Source organism: Snuella sedimenti (assembly GCF_016428595.1).
Classification (GTDB): domain Bacteria; phylum Bacteroidota; class Bacteroidia; order Flavobacteriales; family Flavobacteriaceae; genus Snuella; species Snuella sedimenti.
The window spans coordinates 93,102-113,432 of record NZ_JAELVQ010000014.1 but is presented as its reverse complement, the minus strand read 5'-3'; the positions used below and the strand labels follow the sequence as shown (position 1 = coordinate 113,432).

18 protein-coding genes are annotated in these 20,331 nt (G+C 36.4%); 4 read left to right on the top strand and 14 right to left on the bottom strand.

Going from position 1 to position 20,331, the window contains the following annotated elements; genetic code table 11:
- Positions 1-112 precede the first annotated feature (112 nt).
- From JF259_RS11635 to JF259_RS11590, 10 genes are all read right to left on the bottom strand, one after another.
- Positions 113-1,822, bottom strand: coding sequence for an amino acid permease (locus tag JF259_RS11635; RefSeq protein ID WP_199115501.1), 1,710 nt, complete (start codon positions 1,820-1,822; stop codon positions 113-115).
- A gap of 104 nt (positions 1,823-1,926) precedes the next feature.
- Positions 1,927-2,538, bottom strand: coding sequence for a hypothetical protein (locus JF259_RS11630; RefSeq protein WP_233164236.1), 612 nt, complete (start codon positions 2,536-2,538; stop codon positions 1,927-1,929).
- Between the two features lie 381 nt (positions 2,539-2,919).
- Positions 2,920-3,372, bottom strand: coding sequence for a pyridoxamine 5'-phosphate oxidase family protein (locus JF259_RS11625; RefSeq protein WP_199115500.1), 453 nt, complete (start codon positions 3,370-3,372; stop codon positions 2,920-2,922).
- Positions 3,373-3,438: 66 nt separating this feature from the next.
- Positions 3,439-5,127 (bottom strand): hypothetical protein, encoded by a 1,689-nt coding sequence (locus JF259_RS11620; RefSeq protein ID WP_199115499.1) that lies wholly within the window; start codon positions 5,125-5,127, stop codon positions 3,439-3,441.
- A 27-nt stretch (positions 5,128-5,154) separates the two neighbouring features.
- Positions 5,155-5,679 carry a hypothetical protein gene (locus JF259_RS11615; protein ID WP_199115498.1) on the bottom strand — a complete coding sequence of 175 codons (525 nt, stop codon included), beginning with the start codon at positions 5,677-5,679 and terminating at the stop codon, positions 5,155-5,157.
- A gap of 66 nt (positions 5,680-5,745) precedes the next feature.
- Positions 5,746-6,981, bottom strand: coding sequence for a DUF6638 family protein (locus tag JF259_RS11610; protein ID WP_199115497.1), 1,236 nt, complete (start codon positions 6,979-6,981; stop codon positions 5,746-5,748).
- An 85-nt stretch (positions 6,982-7,066) separates the two neighbouring features.
- Positions 7,067-7,654 (bottom strand): NUDIX domain-containing protein, encoded by a 588-nt coding sequence (locus tag JF259_RS11605; RefSeq protein WP_199115496.1) that lies wholly within the window; start codon positions 7,652-7,654, stop codon positions 7,067-7,069.
- Complete coding sequence (locus tag JF259_RS11600) at positions 7,635-9,608, bottom strand: AAA family ATPase (protein WP_199115495.1); 1,974 nt, start codon at positions 9,606-9,608, stop codon at positions 7,635-7,637. Before JF259_RS11600 ends, JF259_RS11605 begins: the two co-directional genes overlap by 20 nt.
- 71 nt (positions 9,609-9,679) lie before the next feature.
- Positions 9,680-10,732: a hypothetical protein gene (locus tag JF259_RS11595; protein ID WP_199115494.1), complete on the bottom strand. Its 1,053-nt coding sequence runs from the start codon at positions 10,730-10,732 to the stop codon at positions 9,680-9,682.
- Positions 10,733-10,769: 37 nt separating this feature from the next.
- Complete coding sequence (locus JF259_RS11590) at positions 10,770-12,110, bottom strand: microtubule-binding protein (protein ID WP_199115493.1); 1,341 nt, start codon at positions 12,108-12,110, stop codon at positions 10,770-10,772.
- A gap of 508 nt (positions 12,111-12,618) precedes the next feature.
- On the opposite strand from JF259_RS11590, the gene JF259_RS11585 reads away from it, so the two are divergent.
- Positions 12,619-12,861, top strand: coding sequence for a hypothetical protein (locus JF259_RS11585; RefSeq protein WP_199115492.1), 243 nt, complete (start codon positions 12,619-12,621; stop codon positions 12,859-12,861).
- 39 nt (positions 12,862-12,900) lie between these two features.
- Here JF259_RS11585 and ettA read toward each other — a convergent pair whose 3' ends face one another.
- From ettA to JF259_RS11565, 4 genes are all read right to left on the bottom strand, one after another.
- Positions 12,901-14,592: an energy-dependent translational throttle protein EttA gene (ettA, locus tag JF259_RS11580; RefSeq protein WP_199115491.1), complete on the bottom strand. Its 1,692-nt coding sequence runs from the start codon at positions 14,590-14,592 to the stop codon at positions 12,901-12,903.
- A 59-nt stretch (positions 14,593-14,651) separates the two neighbouring features.
- Positions 14,652-14,834 (bottom strand): CAL67264 family membrane protein, encoded by a 183-nt coding sequence (locus JF259_RS11575; RefSeq protein ID WP_199115490.1) that lies wholly within the window; start codon positions 14,832-14,834, stop codon positions 14,652-14,654.
- Positions 14,835-15,042: 208 nt separating this feature from the next.
- Positions 15,043-16,389 carry a sulfatase family protein gene (locus JF259_RS11570; protein WP_199115489.1) on the bottom strand — a complete coding sequence of 449 codons (1,347 nt, stop codon included), beginning with the start codon at positions 16,387-16,389 and terminating at the stop codon, positions 15,043-15,045.
- Between the two features lie 207 nt (positions 16,390-16,596).
- Positions 16,597-16,950, bottom strand: coding sequence for a 4Fe-4S dicluster domain-containing protein (locus JF259_RS11565; protein WP_199115488.1), 354 nt, complete (start codon positions 16,948-16,950; stop codon positions 16,597-16,599).
- A 188-nt stretch (positions 16,951-17,138) separates the two neighbouring features.
- Between JF259_RS11565 and JF259_RS11560 the strand changes: the two genes are divergently transcribed.
- The 3 genes from JF259_RS11560 to JF259_RS11550 all read left to right on the top strand — a co-directional run bounded on the left by JF259_RS11560 (position 17,139) and on the right by JF259_RS11550 (position 20,311).
- A complete protein-coding gene (locus JF259_RS11560) occupies positions 17,139-18,200 on the top strand; it encodes an acyl-CoA reductase (protein ID WP_199115487.1) in 1,062 nt (353 codons plus the stop codon).
- A gap of 73 nt (positions 18,201-18,273) precedes the next feature.
- Positions 18,274-19,338, top strand: coding sequence for a 3-phosphoserine/phosphohydroxythreonine transaminase (gene serC, locus JF259_RS11555; RefSeq protein ID WP_199115486.1), 1,065 nt, complete (start codon positions 18,274-18,276; stop codon positions 19,336-19,338).
- Between the two features lie 22 nt (positions 19,339-19,360).
- On the top strand, positions 19,361-20,311 hold the full coding sequence (locus tag JF259_RS11550; protein WP_199115485.1) for a D-2-hydroxyacid dehydrogenase: 951 nt from the start codon (positions 19,361-19,363) through the stop codon (positions 20,309-20,311).
- Positions 20,312-20,331: the final 20 nt, after the last annotated feature.

Sequence of the window (20,331 nt, the reverse complement as noted above, 5' to 3'; positions counted from 1 at the left end):
TTATCGCTTTAATAGAAGCTTCATGAAAGAAAACATTTTTGACAACCTTTTGAACAGAATGGTGAATACCGAACCATGCTTTATCAAAAATATTAGTAGTTAAATGCCTAAGTCAATAATTTAAATTTGAGGTAGTCGTATCTATGCTTACAAAAATTATATTTGGCTTAAAAAAAGCAGCATTTAATGACTGCATACTTACATTTACAGTGGTATTGAAATCAGTATTGTCAATAGTAGTGTAAGAAACTGACAATTCACTTTCCTTAAACTTTTTTACTGCATTTTTAAGAAAATTTTCCAAATTTTTTTGTTCAATTTCATTTTCATGTCGCAAAGCCAATATTTTTATAGATCCTTTAGGATAAATTATTGAATGAATAAGTTTAAATGAGCTTCGAAGTTCTTTGGGCATGCTAACGGGCATTAATAAATCGGGACGCCATGATCTCACTTCCCTTTCTTGTCTTAAATTGTTTGTTTTTTTTGTAGCCCACTCGGCCAATGCTGTAAATAGCCCACTTCTAGAATCTCCTGCAATAGATTTTATATTCATTTTTACCAGATATAGGTAAAACAATACAATAAAACCTAATGAAAATAAAGCTACAATTACGTTAATTACAAACATTATTGTAATGGAACCCAAAGCTCCGATAGCCGGAATAATAATTGGAATCTTAAGCGTTGGTCTGTAACTTGGCAAACCTAATGATTGCTCAACCAGTGCAACAATATTTACCGTTGCATATGTAATCATAAAAAACATGGTAAGAATAGGTGCAACGGTGTTCAAATTTCGTAAAGAAATACCAATAATTACAATTACTGCTGTGATTAGCATGGCGTTAACAGGTTCCCCTCTTTTTGATAATTTAGCTAGCTTTTGGCTTTTTGGCAAAATTCTTTTTTCTGCAAGTGCTGATAAAATTCTCGGAGCCCCCACAAACGAACCTAGTGCAGAAGAAAGAGTTGCTCCTAACAATCCCGCTAATACAATGGGTGCATATAATGATTTGTCTATAAATATATTGTAATTTCCAGCCAATTCACCAGGTGAAGCAATTAGTGCTGCCACAAAAATCAGACTAATATATATTATAGTTGTAATAATAACAGAAGATATTGTTCCATAGGGAATACTTTTTCGCGGGTTCGTTAAATCACCAGACATATTTGCTCCTGCCATTACGCCCGTTACAGCAGGAAAGAAAACTGCAAAAACAATCCAAAAAGACGAGCCATCAAAATTATTCTCTATCGAACCTGGGTACTTTCCAAACCATTCAACACTATAATTCAATTCATTGGTAAAAAGTGCCCCATAAATTGATACTAAAGAAAGGACTATAACACCAAGAATGACATACTGAATTTTAAAGGCAAAACTTGTACTTATAAAAGCTATAAGCATGACAAAGAAAAAAATACTTACATCAAGAATAAAAGGATCTATATCTGGGGTTAGAGTTTGTAGGCCTTCACGAAATCCGAAGATATACATAGCAACTGCAATTGCCTGTGCAAAATAAAAAGGAACCCCAATTGCACCGCCTATTTCTAAACCAAGTGATTGTGAAATAAGACTAAATGCGCCTCCACTTCCTATCCTTACATTAGTTGTGATAGAAGATAAACTAAGTGCAGTTGTAAGCGTAATGGTTACAGATATTAAAACTATGGCTAAAGCCCCTATAACACCTGCATTGCCTACTACCCATGGTTGTCTGATGTACATAATTACACCTAGGATTGTGAGTGTTGTAGGTGTAAATACGCCTGCAAGAGTCCCAAAAGTTTTCTTTTTATGTTTTGCTTCCATATTCATTATAGTAAAAAAAAATTACAATTATGAAATTATATCTCTACTCACTTATACGCTTGCACATAACTACTTAATAAATACAATCAAATATACGTAAATGCTTAGAGACTGTTTAAAATTCGTTTTTGAAATTTGTTAGCCTTTAAAGAATCCAATTGCCGTTGTAGGCGTTCTATGGCTTTGGTTCTCTCATCAGTTTCAGTAAGTGCTTGTATGGAATCGCTTTTTTGCGTTACTAGATCTATATGCTTTGTTGTTTCTATATAGTAATGGTCAATCCCTTCACTGGCTCTCCATGCTTCGTTTAATTGATCGTACACAGTCTTGTCCCAGTTGCTCGGGTGTTTTACATCGATCCATACTACATCGCGATATTCGCTGTCTATTAGGGCAAGATCGGGTGTTGCCGAGCCGTCAAAATTATCAGAGTCATCACGAATGGCTGAGATCGTTCCAAGAAAGAACATACGTTTACGGCCTGCTATATTTTTTATATATGGTCTAAACTCTACGGGCTTGTTTACCGACCAATCAAATTCTTTACGGGATTCGATTACCTTTAATGGCATGGCAGAAACACCGGCATAGCCTTGTTTTTTCGCAGCATGGTCGTAATAATACAAGCTATTAGTGCCATCGGCAGGAATAAATACACTAAAGGTTAAACTGGTACGCTCATCCCCTACCGGTTCCAGACCGAACCAATGGTACAATCCACTGTAGGTATCTACATCGGTATCGGAGAAATCGAAATCGGTTACAAAAGGTTGTTGGTTTTGGTACTAAATTAGTTAAAAAGTGTAGCCCATCGCTTACCCCATAAGTGGTTTTTAGTTTTACCCTAGTACCAAACTCTACAAGTTCTTGTGAAAAACTGATTATTTCTATCGCATCAATGGTCGATGGTTTTAATGATGTAAAAGCATCAGATCGTTTTCAATTACCAGTTCTTTCAAGAAAAATTCTTCGTTATTCACTTAATTGCTTGTAAATACTGTTTTTTGGTTAAGTAAAGATGTTAGCATTTCCGAGTGGATCCTGACGCAGTTGAATACACCATAATTGAGGCTATGAGTAGGTTTTATATTCCTTGTTCATAGTCCATAGGCTTTTTTTGCACTCTCTATTTGTTCTTTTTCGGTAGTTTCGGGATATAGTAAATATTTTGGTGCGATTATTGGCTTTACCTGTTTAACCTTGATTTTTGTTATGGTTGCAAAGGGAAATTTTCTTCCAGTCATTTTAGTCAGTATTTTTTCCATCTCTACAAATTCAGAATCTTTTTTGCCTATTATTTCAGCTCTTCCTTTTATCTGATATCCCTTTTGTACCAAAATATCTATAAAACTCACGCAAACATTTTTGTTTTGTTTGATATTCTGGACGGTTTGCGGTGAAGAAATATTCGCGATAATTATTTTGTCCGATTCATAATGGTTGAATATTTCTTTAGGCGAAACATTCGGTACGTTTTCGATTGATGCGGTCGCAAGCCAGCACAGAACACTTCTGTTTATATATTCCTTGATTTCTGTTGTCAGTTCCATTTATTCAATTTACGCACAATTACTTAATAAATACAATCAAATATACGTAAATTCTTGCTTAAGGTATCATTCACTAGCATTTAAAGAATCCAATTGCCGTTGTAGGCGTTCTATGGCTTTGGTTCTCTCATCAGTTTCAGTAAGTGCTTGTATGGAATCGCTTTTTTGCGTTACTAGATCTATATGCTTGGTTGTTTCTATATAGTAATGGTCAATCCCTTCACTGGCTCTCCATGCTTCGTTTAATTGATCGTACACGGTCTTGTCCCAGTTGCTCGGGTGTTTTACATCGATCCATACTACATCGCGATATTCGCTGTCTATTAGGGCAAGATCGGGTGTTGCCGAGCCGTCAAAATTATCAGAGCCATCACGAATGGCTGAGATCGTTCCAAGAAAGAACATACGCTTGCGGCCTGCTATATTTTTTATATATGGTCTAAACTCTACGGGCTTGTTTACCGACCAATCAAATTCTTTACGGGATTCGATTACCTTTAATGGCATGGCAGAAACACCGGCATAGCCTTGTTTTTTCGCAGCATGGTCGTAATAATACAAGCTATTAGTGCCATCTGCAGGAATAAATACACTAAAGGTTAAACTGGTACGCTCATCCCCTACCGGTTCCAGACCGAACCAATGGTACAATCCACTGTAAGTATCTGCATCGGTATCGGAGAAATCGAAATCGGTTACAAAAGGTTGTTGGTTTTGGTCATCTGGCAATACAGGGATCTTAACCGCCGTTTCCATATTCCAAGGTAAGGGATCACTAAAACCTCCCAGGAACTTTAAGGATTCGGCCTGTAAGCGCGATACCTTTTCGGCTAATGTATTTTGACGGGTTAAGTACGGATGGTTTTTAATGTTTTCGGGACTTATGTACGTGCCTTTTCCTATGAGTATACGTTCTATATAATCCTTAAAGGTGTGTTTCCCACTGTCAATTACCATAACACCTCCAAAGGTTGGATAGGGAAATAAAAAGCCTTTCCATTTTATCAGGCTAACTACTTGTACCCAGTGTCCGCTATCGTTTTTCATATAGAAGGTGTCGCTGGGTTCTATAGTGAACAATTGCAATATGTTAAACCGTTGTACCACGGCATTGTAGGTGTTTCTGCTAAACTTTAGGGATTCGCCTATGGAAAATGTCACAGGAATCCGGTTCTCATTTGAAAATCGAGGAAAGGGCGTTGTGCTGGAAACGGCAAAAACCTCTTCGGTATCGTCGGTAATGCCTTGCCAGACGTATTTTTCGGTAGGTTGTATGACCATGGTCCATTTATTCTCATTGTCTACCCTTACAAGATGGGCCAACGATACGTCTTTAGTCTCTCCCACGCTTTCGTTAGCCATGGAGAAAATATTGCGCAGGGGCTGAATGCGCTCGTTTTGTGTAAGCGGCAATTCGTGAATTTCAATTTTGTTTAGGTTATTAAACACATTGTAGGCCTGCATATAATCGTACATCTTAAAATGCCAGCCTATAGTGTACAAACCTCCAAAGAAAATCAATAAAAAAACAAGGATCATAGCGCGTCTTGCTGAACTTGGGGTATTTCTAAATTTTCGTAAACCAAAAAATAAGACAACAAGACTTAACAGAATGATAAAAATGTATTTCCTAATAAATAATAAGGCAGGTTGGTAGTCGTCACGGAGTACAATCAATGCGATGAGTAAAACGAAAGTCAACAGCAGTACTCTTATTTTTTGCTTTCTTCCTTTATTCCAATAGTTTTTTATCATTAGTTCTGTTAATATTAAACGAATACATTATAAAAGGCCTTTATCTTTTAAGCGTTCCCTAGCGCTTTTCTTTTCTTCCTCGGCAGGGGATTCTACTTCAGGTTCATTTATTTCGGGTTCTTTGCTATCTTTACCCTGTAGCTCTTCAATAAGATCTTTTCCTTTTTCAAGGGTTTCGTGTAGTACATCTTCAATCTTATCGGCTTTTTTATCTATAACTTTTTCAGACTTGAAGACAAAGCCTGCTAGGTAGGTGCCAATAAGTGTTCCAACAACCATGGATGCGAAAAGAGAAACGGTTGCAAGATCTATGGGAATTAAAAAGCGGACAATAAGAATTCCAATCAAAAAAAGGGTGCCAATAAATACCAAACGCAACACAAAGGATTGCTGATACACAAACCCTTTTTTGTCATCTGGCTTCATTTGCAATGCCTTGGCATTAAAAATCTTGTTGAAAAAGCGGTATAATCCGTTCCCTCCGGATTCTCTCCAATACAAAAACATCCCGAATAGTATGGCGGCTATAAATATGATAAGTTCTAAGGTCATGTTTTTAAGTTAAAAGTTAAAAGCCTAAAGTTAAAAGTTCATCAATATAAAATGAGTCTAGTTTAACTAAATATTGTTACGAATGGTTTCTATGGTCCAATCTTTAAAAGAGACATCCCAGTTATCATATGCTTTATAAAAAGTTTCTTTGTCATACCAGAACCAGTACAATACATCTTTGGGCGCAATGTTTACCAGTAACTTCCAAATTAAGTCCTGGTGTTTGGCATCTAGAGAAGAGTGAGGTTCGTGTAAGGCTTCAAATAATTTCAAATCAACGATATCTGCTATTTTATATTGGTTGCTTGTTTCGAGTTTTTCCAAATACCGCTCAACACTCATAATTCTTTTTCGTGTTTCTATGTCCAATTTATTAAGGTAGCTCTTAAATAATACGGGGTCGTTCAGAACGTCTTTAATAGAGTGTTGTACGGCTTTTAAATGCTGTGCCATTTCATATTTCTTAATGCGTTCATAACGCTTTGATTTTACAACTGCTTCTAGGTTGCACTCAACAATTACATAATCCCGTAATTTAACCATAAGTTCTGGTTGTTGTATGTGATAAATGAGTACTTCATGATTTGTGTCCTTAATGGCTTCTTTATGCCATGCTTCGTCTTCAAATACAACAATTGGTGTTATAAAATCGCGAAGCACATAAATACCTCCAAAGGCACCAGTGTAAAATGAATCTGTTACATATTTAATGGCTTCTAAATTCAAATCGCGATGGCGTAAATCGCCATAGTTTTTTGCTGAAGTTAATAAGCGTTCATGTATGGATTCATCTATAAAATTATGGCCTCTGTCAAATAACGCTATCAATTCTAGTTGTTCTTTTTGAACTTTATCCAAATCATTAATAAGATGAAAAGTAATGGTGATAGACTTATACTTTAGCACATCCAAAGGTTCATAAAAGACGTCGATACCTTGATCGAAATCAACGCAAATAGCACAATCCCTAGTAATGTCCCGTATCTTATCTCCATGTGTTTTAAAAATGAGTTTCATCATATCACCATCAAAAGAATGAAATGGCACATACACAGGTTTATTACGCTGTAATGGTGTAATTATAATGGCATGGGGATTGGCGCCACCATTATTTAAGTAATGTAATGTTTTCTTTTCTTCAGCAATCTCGGGACTCCACCCTAGACCATCAATGTAAAAAGAGTTAAGTTTTGTTTTTTCAAGCCCCAATTTTACCAGACAGGTATTATAGCGCTCCACTAATTTTCCACTTATGGGAATGAGCTCGCTTCTATATAAATTGGCTGCTTTTAGTTTTTGCATGTTATGCGTTTTCTATAAATTGTTTTCCTATTCAAATTTCAATATTTTATCGATACCTCATAATGCTCGAGTAATAACCCTAGTTTTATTCCAATAACTTATGGATTTGTGCGTATTGCAGCAGCATGATCGTTCGGGCATCATTTATTTCGCCGGTTGGTATCATTTCCACGGCTTGTTTAAAAGGCATTTCCAACACTTCTATCTCTTCGTCTTCAGCATCTACTCCCCCTCCAGTATCAATGCGATCGGAATTCTTATAGGAACAAACAAAAAGGTGTACCCGTTCCTTAACAATACCGGGTGATAAAAATACAGTCCCAACTGACTTTAAATTTGAAACCTGATACCCTATCTCTTCCCTGGCCTCTCTTTTTACAGCTGTTTCAGGGGATTCATCAGGGTCTATGGCGCCACCACACACTTCTATTGAAAACCCAGATCGTGGATCGGCGATATAAGCTGGCATTCTAAATTGCTTTGAAAGAATGACCGATTTTGTTTCGGGGTTGTAAAGTAAGACTGCTACACCGTCGCTTTTACCATAAACTTCTCGGGATAATCGTTTCCAAGTATTGTTCTTGAATCTAAAATCGTAATCAATACGTTCTAATTTTCCCCAAAAGTGTGATAAAACCTTTGATTTTATATTTTTAATAGGTTCGGTTGCCATGTTCAAATGTATTTCTTGCTGCTGTTTCAATATTCAACTGGTTAATACGTTGTTCTACCTTACGCTTAAAGTCAGTATCGGCAATGGTTGCCACATTATCCAAATAGCGAACAACTTCCTGACGTCTTATTTCAGAAAAGTCCAGACCTTTCATGTTAGTACGCATTAACTCTTGAAGCATATTGAATTTTGTATCGTAATCTTGTTTAAAATAGATCTCAGGGTTTTCAAACCAATCTTCTTCCAAATCGAAGTCGGTTAGGCGCAATGATACCGCACTTTGAATATTACGGACATCACGAGATGAAAAGAACGGAAAGATTTCCTGTATATCTTTATAAAGGTTGGCATAAAATAGGTGTTGGTTTGTTTTAAACTGTTTTTCAACCCTATCATATATATCTTGAACACGTGCTTCGATTGGTTTATCTGATATGCTCAGGATGTCTCCCATATTTTTAGCAAGTCCTTGATCTTGCAAGTAGCTGTAATTTTCAGGATCTTGCATGTTCACAAAATCGGACATGGTATCGTCCAATTTACGCCACCATAAATAGTCCTGATCCAAAAAATCGTTTGCTGTTCGCGCGCCATCGATTTTAAATCGACCTTGCACACGAGAAATGACCGCTTTATCCAGCATTTCTGGAAGGTTGGTAAATAAGCCAATAGAGCTATTACCATAATTAACAGCATAAGCACCTTCGGTATATCTTAAAAACACGCCAATTACTTCTTTAACACCTGCAGAAACGCCTTGGGCTGTACGTTCTTGTAGATTGTTCTCGGCATCGTCAATAGGCGCAAATATTAATTTTGTTGGATCTTGTAAGGGTTTCATCCACTCCACCATTTTTTCTGCCGATCCTCCCTGAAAAGTACTAATAAGGGTATCGGGCATGGGATGGAACAAAAATGGAATATCCAAGGTATCGCAGTGCTCTTTTAGTCGGGTTGCGATAGCTGCTATTAACATACTTTTTCCGGTTCCGGGAATACCATAGCCCATAAAAACAGGCATAAAGCCTCCCAATTCCTGAAACGGATTCTTTTTTGCAATAAAATCGTAGCTCAACATACGTTCGGTTAACCTACGCGCAAAATGCTTGGCATCGCGATTCCCTACAATCTGCTCAAACTTAATTTTATTAAACTCGACACTTTTGGCAGCCCCGGCAAACACATTGTTCCAACCCGAAATGGCAAATTCCGATTTCTCCAGTTTATAAGTTCTGTCTTCAATAGTTTCGGTGTATTCTAAAGTACTTTTACGAAGCTGGATTTCATCGATCAATGCTTCAAAGTATACGACCGTAAAATCGATAACATCCTTGTCTGACTTAATGATCTCTGGATGCCCCAAATACTTATCATAGTAAAACAAGCTACAGGCTATCCCTTTTAATGGGGACATGAAGGACACTTCTGGAATGCCTGCAAACTTTTGTTTCATAACGCTTAGGTCATCGGATGCATGGGGTTTTAAATCATGTAAAATTTTATAAGCCGAAGCGAATAACATAAAAGCGGTGGCTGTATGCATTTTACTTTCAAATTCCCGTTTGCCATCAGCATCTAAAGCAGTTTTGTTTTCGTTTAAACTGGATAAACCTGAAGCATCGTAATAGCTGTCCTTAATCCAGATTCCTAGGGTTAATCCTTCCTGGACGGCATATAAGGTTTGATTTAAATAGACAGGAATGGCAATTGAATCTGGCAACAATCGCTTTTTTAAAGCTAATATGGTTTTAGATACCGAGGTAACTTCAGTAGTGTTAGTACCATTATTAGCGCGTGACAAATACAGCAAAATAGATTCGTCTTTTGCGTTTTTATCCCTGCTCTTTGCGCGCTGTCCTTGCTCCCATTGTATACTTTTTAAATAAGAAGCGGCTTCGTCGCGAAGCATGTCCAGTTCGGTTTGTTTTATAGGAAATGTTGAGTTGTGTTCCATTTGTTTTTGTTTTCAATCATAGCCGTAGCTAGGAGTTCTGTATGCTGAGAGTGTGACTGTTCTCTTTTTAATCAATTTTCAATGCTGCTTATTTCAATAGGTGCTTTAGCTAATTTATTAAGCATGTCAGGTGTCTTATTATACAAAAGTTGTATGATACGGTGCGGAGCAAACACATAACGTTGTTTAATTACTTCATTCCACTTTTGCAAGGTTTGTTTGGTGAAAAAACTACCTTCCTTAAATTCACTGCCTGAAGTAACTTCATCCATTTTTAAAGAAATGGCATACGATTCTAGTGCAATGTCCTTTTTACCTATTCCTTCTAAAATAGCATGGGTTATAACATTCTCATCTTTTGCAAACACATTGTGTAAAGGTCCTAGATCAATACGTTTTATATATTTTGGTGATACTTTGGGAAGTTTCCTGTCAATCGTATACCCCATCGTGTCTAAGGCCATATCCCTATCGGCTGTTGCTTTTAAGACTTCGTAAATAGTGTCTTTATAATCATTAATGCGCGTACCGTCATAATCGAAGTACATAAAGCATATGAAGGGGCGGTTAAGCGATACATCAAAAAAACTCCAGCTTACTAACAAATCGGCTTTGGAACCTTTAGGAGCGGATACAACTTTTCCTTGTACAAAGCGATTAAATATGTATTCTTTCTTTACTGAAGAATAGTATACTATAGAAGCTGCCTGAAATAATCTATTCTTTTTAATTGGCTGCTTTTTATGCATTAGGGTATTTAGGAATTCTTCTTTCAAGGATTCTATACTTGTTAATTTCCCTATGTATTCATCCCGCAATTCCAAATCGTTAAACAGATACCTAAATTCTAGATAGTTCGGAAATCCAGAGTGCGTTAAATCCACTTTCATATTGTCTTCATCATCATACATATACTTAATACGCATGGCCTCGATGGAATATAGCAGCAAGTCACAATATTGTTTAAACAAATTTACTTCAATGGTATTGCAAAGTCCTTGCTGTTGAACGGCAACAATAAGTTCTTTAAATGCAAAATCCACCATTTTATGATAAAACACATAATGCTCCTTGGAATCAAGAATTGCAGAATCTAATGGTGTTGCTATGTGGTTTACAGACATGTAATATATTTAAAACAGTAATAAGCCTAACTAAATTTTAGCTTAATAAGTCTTCTTCACTAGTATCAGACTTTGGTTTTTCTTCTGGGGTAGCCCCATCAGCAGCCTTATTGGGGTCTGCCTTATAGTAATCTTCAAAAATCTCTTTCATATCGATACCGTAACGCTCGGCAAAGTTCTTTTGGATATCATTGTCCTTAGCGCGAATTTCCTGTAAGGCCTCAGCATAGCTACTGTAAACGCCTTGCATTACTTTTTCATGAACGGGTATGTTATCCATCATTTCTTGACGGGCCTTGGCACTAGCAGTATGCATAGAGGCTAAGGTCTCTCCAATGTGCTCATCGGTTTTAACGCCTAAATGCTCTAAGATGGCAGCAAATTCTTGGTCTGTACGTGCTTTTAAGGCAACTACATAGCCATCGTAGTATTTAAGACGTTCTTCTGTATCACTCTTTAGCTTGGCACGGTGTGTTTGCAAATTGCTACGTAGCGATGTAAGTACCTTAATGGTTAAGTTATGTTTGTGTACAAAACTATCCTTACTGGCTGCTAATGTGGTATAGGCATTTTTTAGTCCTTCAAGTTCTTCTACTTTTTGCTCCAAAGCTGTTACTTTGCCTACGGCTTGAGCGTATTCGGCGGATTGCTTATCGGCTATATCTTCCAGTTCTTGACGTGCTTGTTTTAAAAGGGCATACTGTTCCTCTAACTTGTCCTCTACTTCTTTTTTCTTCTCTAAAGCCTTTGTGTGGTTTTTGGTCGCTTCAACGATGGCATCTTGTAGCTTGTCTTCAACCTCTTTAATTTCTACTTCTCGATCCTTTAAGCGGCTAACGGCTGCTTGACTTTTATATGACAATTCACTTAAAAGTGTTTGTATATCAGCTTTTTCAATACGCTCTTGAAACATAGCTTTGGCCTTGTTATCGGCAGCGGCTCTTACTTTTTCGGTTTCTTTTAACGCTTCTTGGGCATTTTTGATTTTGCTTTTTCTGCCCCAAAGGTTATTCCACCAAGTGTCTGGTTTATTTTCGGCATCCTCTAATTCTATTCTTGCACGCTCCAAAGCTTTTTGGGCATCATCAATTACCTTTTGTTCTGTTGCGTTGAGTGAGGAAAACTTTTCAAAAATAATGCCCACTTCTTCTTGGTAGTCGGTTAGATCCTTAATAGCATCCAAAAGGGTTGTTCTGTCCTTCTCTGCCATGTGTACCACATCATCTAGTGTCGCATTCAATATTTTTTGTCTTACTTCGGGATCGTCCTCTTGAGACAATTTAGACTTCATAGTATCAATGGCCTTACCCCAATTGACATCTACTTTTTCAGTTTTTTCGTTAGAACTTGTTTCCAATAAATCAAAATCATCTGACATTTCTTTGTGGTTTTAAGTTGAATAAAATATGTTCGTTAAGCAATTTCGCTAAAAATTATCAATGAAGTGATTTAAACTTCTAGAAATTGGTTGAAAATCGCCATTTTCGCATTATTATTTTGTTTTCATATTATCGCTTAAGCCTGCTACGAGGCTAGAAAAAGCTTTCATCTTGGCACAAATTCAAAAAATTTAAAGTTCTTCAACGTATAAATTAATATTGCTTTAATTATTTGTACATAAAACTAATGAAATGTTACAGCTTTACGAAATATTTCCATAAAGCTTTACTTACACCTTAGTAATGAAGTGAATACAAGTGTTAAAAACATGAAAAGTACTTTTAAACCATTAATTTGTTAGCTTAAAACAGTGTAAGTTTAACAGTATCATTATTTTAAATAGCAGTTGTCTTTTTATTAAATGGCAAGTTGTCATAGCATTTTTAGTTGCTTAGTGAATAAAAAATGATATCTTTGGGGTAGTATTTACCCAAAATGAACAACCTATGCTTTTCATTCTCAAACTTTTTATTTCATTAATAATTCCTTTGGTAACACAAAATGAAATTGTTACCGTACTGTCTATAGTGGTTGTTTTTTTCTTGATTTTATTAATTCTTGGTGTTAGAAAGTCGTACAAGCTTAAAAAAGAGAATGAGCGTTTAAACAACATTAACACGTTACAATCTGAAGAAGATAACAAAACGTACAAGGACTTTACCGAAGGCCATATGTATGACAATAATTAAAACGCCCACTAAATTAGCAGGCGTCTCAGGATATTATTTTTATCGTACTAATTTTTTATACTTAATTCGTTTTGGCATTAAGTCACCACCAAGGCGTTTCTTTTTGTTTTCTTCGTAATCCGAAAAACTACCTTCAAAGAAGTATACTTGACTGTCGCCTTCAAAAGCTAGTATATGAGTACATATTCTGTCTAAAAACCACCTGTCATGAGAGATTACCACGGCACAGCCTGCAAAATTCTCTAAACCTTCTTCCAGTGCTCGCAATGTATTAACGTCTAGGTCGTTCGTTGGCTCATCTAAAAGCAGCACGTTACCTTCTTCTTTAAGCGTCATGGCTAAGTGGAGTCTATTACGCTCTCCCCCAGACAGTAAATTAACTTTTTTATTTTGTTCGCTGCCACTAAAGTTAAAACGACTTAAATAGGCTCTTGAATTTACCTGCTTTCCTCCCATCATTACCAACTCTTGTTCGTCACTAAAATTTTGCCAAATGGTCTTTTCCGGATCAATATTGGAGTGGCTCTGGTCTACATAGGCAATTTTAGCTGTATCACCTACATTAAATTCACCTTTGTCGGGTGTCTCCTCTCCCATAATCATTCTAAAAATAGTAGTTTTCCCTGCGCCATTAGGACCAATAACCCCAACAATACCTGCTTGTGGTAAACTAAAATTTAAATCTTCATATAACAGCTTGTCACCATAAGCCTTGCTAACACCTATAGCTTCAATAACATTGGTGCCTAAACGTGGGCCATTAGGAATGTATATTTCCAGTTTTTCATCCAACTGCTTTTGATCCTGACTTAACAATTTATCGTAATTCTTTAAACGTGCTTTTTGTTTTGTTTGACGTCCTTTAGCACCTTGACGCACCCATTCCAATTCGCGTTCCAAGGTCTTTTGACGTTTGGAAGCTGCTTTTCCTTCCTGAGCCATACGCTTTGATTTCTGATCTAGCCATGAGGAATAGTTGCCCTTCCATGGAATACCTTCCCCCCTATCCAACTCTAAAATCCAACCTGCTACATTATCTAAAAAGTACCTATCATGGGTTACTGCAATTACAGTTCCTTTATACTGTGCTAAATGATGCTCTAACCAATGTACCGACTCTGCATCCAAGTGGTTGGTTGGCTCATCCAACAATAATACGTCCGGTTCTTGCAACAACAAACGACATAGTGCAACACGACGACGTTCTCCTCCGGAAAGTACACCAATCTTTTTATCACCTTCAGGGGTTCGTAATGCATCCATTGCTATCTCCAGTTTAGTGTCTAGTTCCCAAGCATTGGCTGCATCTATCTGATCTTGAAGTTCGGCCTGTCTGTTCATAAGCTTTTCCATTTTATCTGGATCGCTATAGACTTCTTCTAAGCCAAACATATCGTTTATTTTATTGTATTCATCCAGAATGGCAACTGTTTCGGCTGCACCTTCCTTTACAACTTCCAATACGGTTTTGTTTTCATCCAGTTTGGGTTCTTGTTCCAGATAGCCAACGGAGTAATCTTGAAGAAATACCACATCCCCTTGATAATTTTTATCAACACCCGCTATAATTTTAAGCAAGGTCGATTTACCTGAACCATTAAGTCCTAAAATCCCAATTTTAGCACCGTAAAAAAAACTTAAATAAATATTCTTCAATACAGGTGTGTTGGCACCTTGAAATGTCTTGGTTAATCCAGACATCGAAAAAATCACTTTTTTATCGTCACTCATTTTATTGTATAACTTTTATTGCTATTCAGTCTTTGTTGTCAATTAAATAGTAGTTGCCTTTATACGCGTCCTTTTAAAGCATTAAACACCCATGCGTTAGCGAAAAAGCCAAAACCTACTGCTGCAAATCCCCATCCTGCTACTTCGTCGTACCTAAATGCTCCCAGAGCAATTAAAGCGAGCCCTACAAATATCATTATCCAGGTGGCCCAAGCTAACACCGTATTTTTATTCATTGCCATAATCTTAATTTTATTTATTTATGATAGTTAGTCAAAAAGCAAATATCGTATTTTTAAACACAAATGTAACTATATATCATTTGTTAAAATGCGCACAGAGCTATTTTTATACCCATTCGATTTTAAATTTGATTGAAAGAAAATGATTGATTTTTGCATAGTACAAAAAGATACATGTTATGTGGGTAAACTTGGAATTGAATTAGTATTACTGCCAGGGAACCCTACCTGTTTTTCTTATATGATCCTGTAGTTGGGATCTTAATTCGTTATAAACTTCTACCCCTGATGTATTTAATGGCTGCGTTTCATATTCATCATTTTTAAGATTAAAAAGTTGAATAGGTTCGTAGGGGGTATTTTGTACTATTTTAAAATCCTTATACCGCGCTGCATAATAAGCCTGCCCACCATATTTTCCGCCTTCTCTCCTTACCCAGTAGACATATCGGTTATCCGTTTTTTGGACTCTACCCAATAATATAGGAAGTATACTAATGCCATCAACATTCTTAGAAGTTTGAATTCCTGCTACATCACAAAATGTTGGGAATAAATCCATGAGCATGGCAAAATTACTGGTTTTAGTGTTGGGAGCAATTTTGTTTTTCCAGTAAAAATAAGTCGGAACACGAATTCCGCCCTCATACATGTCTTGCTTACCCCCACGTAATTTGCCATTGCTTTGGGCATACCAAAGCGCCCCTCCGTTATCCGACGTAAATACAACCAAAGTATTATCGTCTAGACCAGTCTCTTTTAAAGACTGCATAACTCTTCCTATATTAAAATCCAGGTGTTCTATGAAGGCAACGTTTTTAGCTCTCTTTTCTGATATATTTGGCTCACGGGCAATGACTTTCTCCAACCATTCTTTTGGTGGTTGAATTGGAAAATGAGGAGCATTGTAAGCAAGGTACATGAAAAAGGGTGCTCTATTTTCTTTATGTTCATTCAAATAATCAATTGCCCAATTTGTAAAAATGTCGGTTGCATGTCCTTTTGGATCGATTTCTTTTTCATTGTATCGCATCCAATTGATTCCGCCTCTCCGATGTGTCCAATAATCATCCATCATATCACCCAAAAAACCTTTAAAGTGATCAAAACCTTTATCGTTTGGGGTATCTGGATTTCCTAGTCCCAAATGCCATTTTCCAATGATAGCCGTTTGGTAGCCTTTGTTTTTTAACACTTCAGATATTAGTAATGAATTATCTGTAAGGTTTCCCCAAGAATCCTTGGAAACTTGTCTTATAACTCCAGGAACACCTACCATCTCTGGATATTTGCCAGATAATAATGCCGCCCTACTAGGTGAACAAACCGTACTGTTGGCATAAAAATTTGTAAAAGTAATCCCTTGACGAGCTATGTTATCTATATTGGGTGTTTGCATATCGGTAGCTCCTTGAATGGACAAATCGCCATAACCCAAGTCATCAACAAGTATGCATAAAATGTTTGGTGCTTTTAAATTTGTTGTGGTTTGACCAGTTGCGTAAAACCAAATCAATATAAACAAAACAGACTTATAAATATAGTTTTTCTTCACGGTTAAAGTTTTAGTTGGTTATTAGATACTTAGCTAATAGCTTCGCTATAAATCACAGTCTCATAAAAATATGAATTATTTATATTACTAATCAGTTAAACAGAAGTTATCATGACTTTCGTGCTCTATTATGATGACCGAATAGGCCTTAAACAACAAATCCCAAGCAAAAGCTTGGGATTTAAATAGTATTTAAAATTTCAATTATTAACCTTCAGGATGCATAAAACGCTGTTTTCCTAACAGTTCTTCCTCAGTTTCCACATGATCTTCATCGGGAACACAACAATCTACAGGACAAACTGCAGCACATTGTGGCTCATCATGAAAGCCTTTACACTCCGTACATTTATCTGGAACAATGTAGTAAATTTCGTCACTTATAGGTTCTTGAGGCTCATCGGCGTCCACTTCGGCACCATTTGTTAAAACAACTTTTCCGTTTAAGCTGGTACCATCTTTATAGCGCCAATCGTCTGCACCTTCATATATAGCAGTATTAGGACATTCCGGCTCACAAGCCCCACAATTTATACACTCGTCTGTTATTATAATTGCCATAGCATTTGTTTCTTGTTAAATAGTTTTTGTCAAAACTAAAAAAATGTGAACAACCTGTTGCATTACACTTTGAAAAATTTATTTTAAAACCAACCCAACAAAAAGTAATTTTAAAAAAATCGTTTGCTTCATTTTTCTAACTTTGCAAAGCAAAAATAACGCCAAAACCGTTCATAACCAAATACAGAATGAATTTACAACAAAGAATTGATGCTTTTGTAAAATTAGGAGATTTTTTAGGTCAATTTTCTAATGAAGTTATCCAAAAAAAAGATAATATTGAACACAACGATTTATTCTTTGATGGCTTCAAGCATCAATTAAAATTAGCCAAAGAACATAACGGCTGGTTTACTCAGGAGAACATGGCATATGCAATTAAAAGTTGGCATGAAGCCCTTACCGAAGCCAATTTAAAAAAATGGCTTAGCGCATACCAAATAAATGAACTTACGCCTAAAACCATTGCAGTTATTATGGCCGGCAACATTCCGTTGGTTGGTTTTCATGATTTTCTTTCTGTATTAATAAGCGGTCATAATGTGCTTGTTAAGCAATCCTCCAACGACAAGCAATTGCTTCCTTATTTAAGTAAATACCTAGAATATATAAATCCTAACTTTAAGGAACGTATAGCCTTCATTGAAGGAGAAATGAAAGGGTTTGATGCTGTTATTGCCACAGGAAGCAATAATACAGCACGTTATTTTGAATATTATTTTAAAAACAAACCTGCAATTATAAGGAATAGCAGAAATTCGGTAGCTGTTTTAACTGGAAATGAATCTGAAGAGGATCTTAAAAAGCTATCTGAGGACATTTTTAGGTACTATGGTCTTGGATGTAGAAATGTATCTAAACTGTTTGTTCCGAAGCACTACAACTTTGATGCATTTTTTAAAGCTATTTACCACTGGCACCCCATTATTGAAGAGGCAAAATATGCCAATAATTATGATTATAATAAGGCTGTCTATCTAATGAGTGAATTTGACATGCTTGAAAATGGTTTTTTAATGATTAAAGAAGATAGTAGTTATGCCTCACCCATTGCAACGGTCTTTTATGAATTTTATGACACCCATTTTCAATTAAAGGAAAAGCTAAACAACGAAAAGCAACAAATTCAATGTATTGTAGCAAAAGGATTCACCGAAAATGAAATTCCCTTCGGAGGTTCACAAAAACCCCAACTTTGGGATTATGCAGATGGCATCGATTCTATTGAATTTTTATTATCAATTCAATAAAAAAATTATTGAATTTACAACGCTTAATACCTAATTAATTAGCAACTTTGTATCTTTAAATTCAACAACACAAATGAAAAAACACAACTTTAGCGCAGGACCATGTATTTTACCACCAGAGGTATTATTAAAAGCTTCACAGGCTGTTGTCGATTTTGACAACAGCGGCTTATCGCTTATTGAAATTTCACACAGAAGCAAGCCTTTTGTTGATGTAATGGAAAAAGCAAGAGCTTTAGCTTTAGAACTTCTTGGCTTGGAAGGCAAAGGATACAAAGCTTTATTTTTACAGGGTGGTGCGAGCACACAATTTTTAGCTGTAGCCTATAATTTATTAGAAAATAAGGCGGGGTATTTAAATACAGGAACTTGGAGTAATAAAGCATTACAGGAAGCCAAATTGTTTGGTGATGTACAAGAAGTAGCCTCCTCTAAAGATGCTAACTTTAATTACATTCCTAAAGGGTTTGAGATTTCTTCAGATTTAGATTACTTTCACTGTACTTCTAACAACACTATTTTTGGTACCCAATTGAAGTCGTTTCCTAAATGCGACATTCCTATGGTATGCGATATGAGTAGTGATATATTTTCACGTGAGTTAGATTTTTATCGATTCGATTTAATATATGCAGGAGCCCAAAAAAACATGGGTCCAGCAGGTACAACACTTGTAGTTGTTAAGGAAGATATCTTAGGCAAAGTATCACGTCAAATCCCATCAATGATGGATTACAAAAAACACATCGGTAGCGGTAGTATGTTTAACACCCCTCCGGTATTCCCTGTTTATGTATCAATGTTAACCTTGGAGTGGCTAAAAAACCTTGGCGGAATCAAGGCTATTGAAGAAATTAACAATAAAAAAGCCAGTTTAATTTATTCTGAAATAGACTTAAACCCATTGTTTAAGGGGTTTGCTTCCAAAGCAGACCGCTCAACAATGAACGCAACTTTTACTTTAGAGAACGACAACCTTAAAGAAACTTTTGAAACCATGCTTAAAGAAGCTGGAATTAATGGTCTTAATGGACACCGAAGTGTCGGGGGCTACAGAGCTTCAATGTACAATGCTTTAAGCCTAGATAGTGTAAAAGTATTGGTTGAAGTAATGAGTGAATTAGAAAGCAAAGCTTAAAAACATAATAAAATTTAAACGAATGAAAGTATTAGCAAACGACGGTATTTCTAAAAGTGGTATTGAAGCACTGGAAAAAGGCGGTTTTGAAGTTATTACCACTACCGTTGCTCAAGAACAATTAATAAATTACATTAACGAAAACGAAATTAGTGTACTACTAGTACGTAGTGCTACTACTGTACGTAAAGATCTTATCGATGCTTGCCCAAGCCTAAAGATAATTGGTCGTGGTGGTGTTGGTATGGATAATATTGATGTAGAATATGCAAGAGGAAAAGGGCTTAAAGTCATTAACACCCCTGCTGCATCGTCACACTCGGTTGCTGAATTGGTATTCGGACACTTTTACGGTTTAGCTCGTTTCTTGCACAATTCGAATAGAGACATGCCTTTGGAAGGTGATAGCAATTTTAAAGGTTTAAAGAAGGCGTATGCTAAAGGAACCGAATTAAAAGGAAAAACATTAGGAGTTTTAGGTTTTGGTCGTATTGGCCAAGCTACTGCCAAAGTTGCTTTAGGGGCTGGTATGAAAGTGGTTGCATTCGACCCATTTATTGAAAAAGTTAATTTAGAATTAGACTTTTTTGATGGACAAAAAGTAAGCTTTGAAATTGAAACCATTTCTAAAGAAGACGTTTTAAAACAGGCAGACTTTATTACCTTACATGTGCCAGCACAAAAGGATTATGTTATTGATGAGGCCGAATTCAATATTATGAAAGATGGTGTTATACTTGCCAATGCTGCCCGTGGAGGTGTAATTAATGAAGTGGCTCTTGTAAAAGCAATCGAGAATGGTAAAGTATCTAGAGCTGCTCTTGATGTTTTTGAAAATGAGCCAAAACCAGAAATGCAGTTATTAATGAATCCTTCATTATCGTTAACTCCGCATACCGGTGCAGCTACCAACGAAGCACAAGATAGAATCGGTACCGAATTAGCCGAACAAATAATTAATATTTTGGGATAAGCAAGTTAAATTGTGACCAA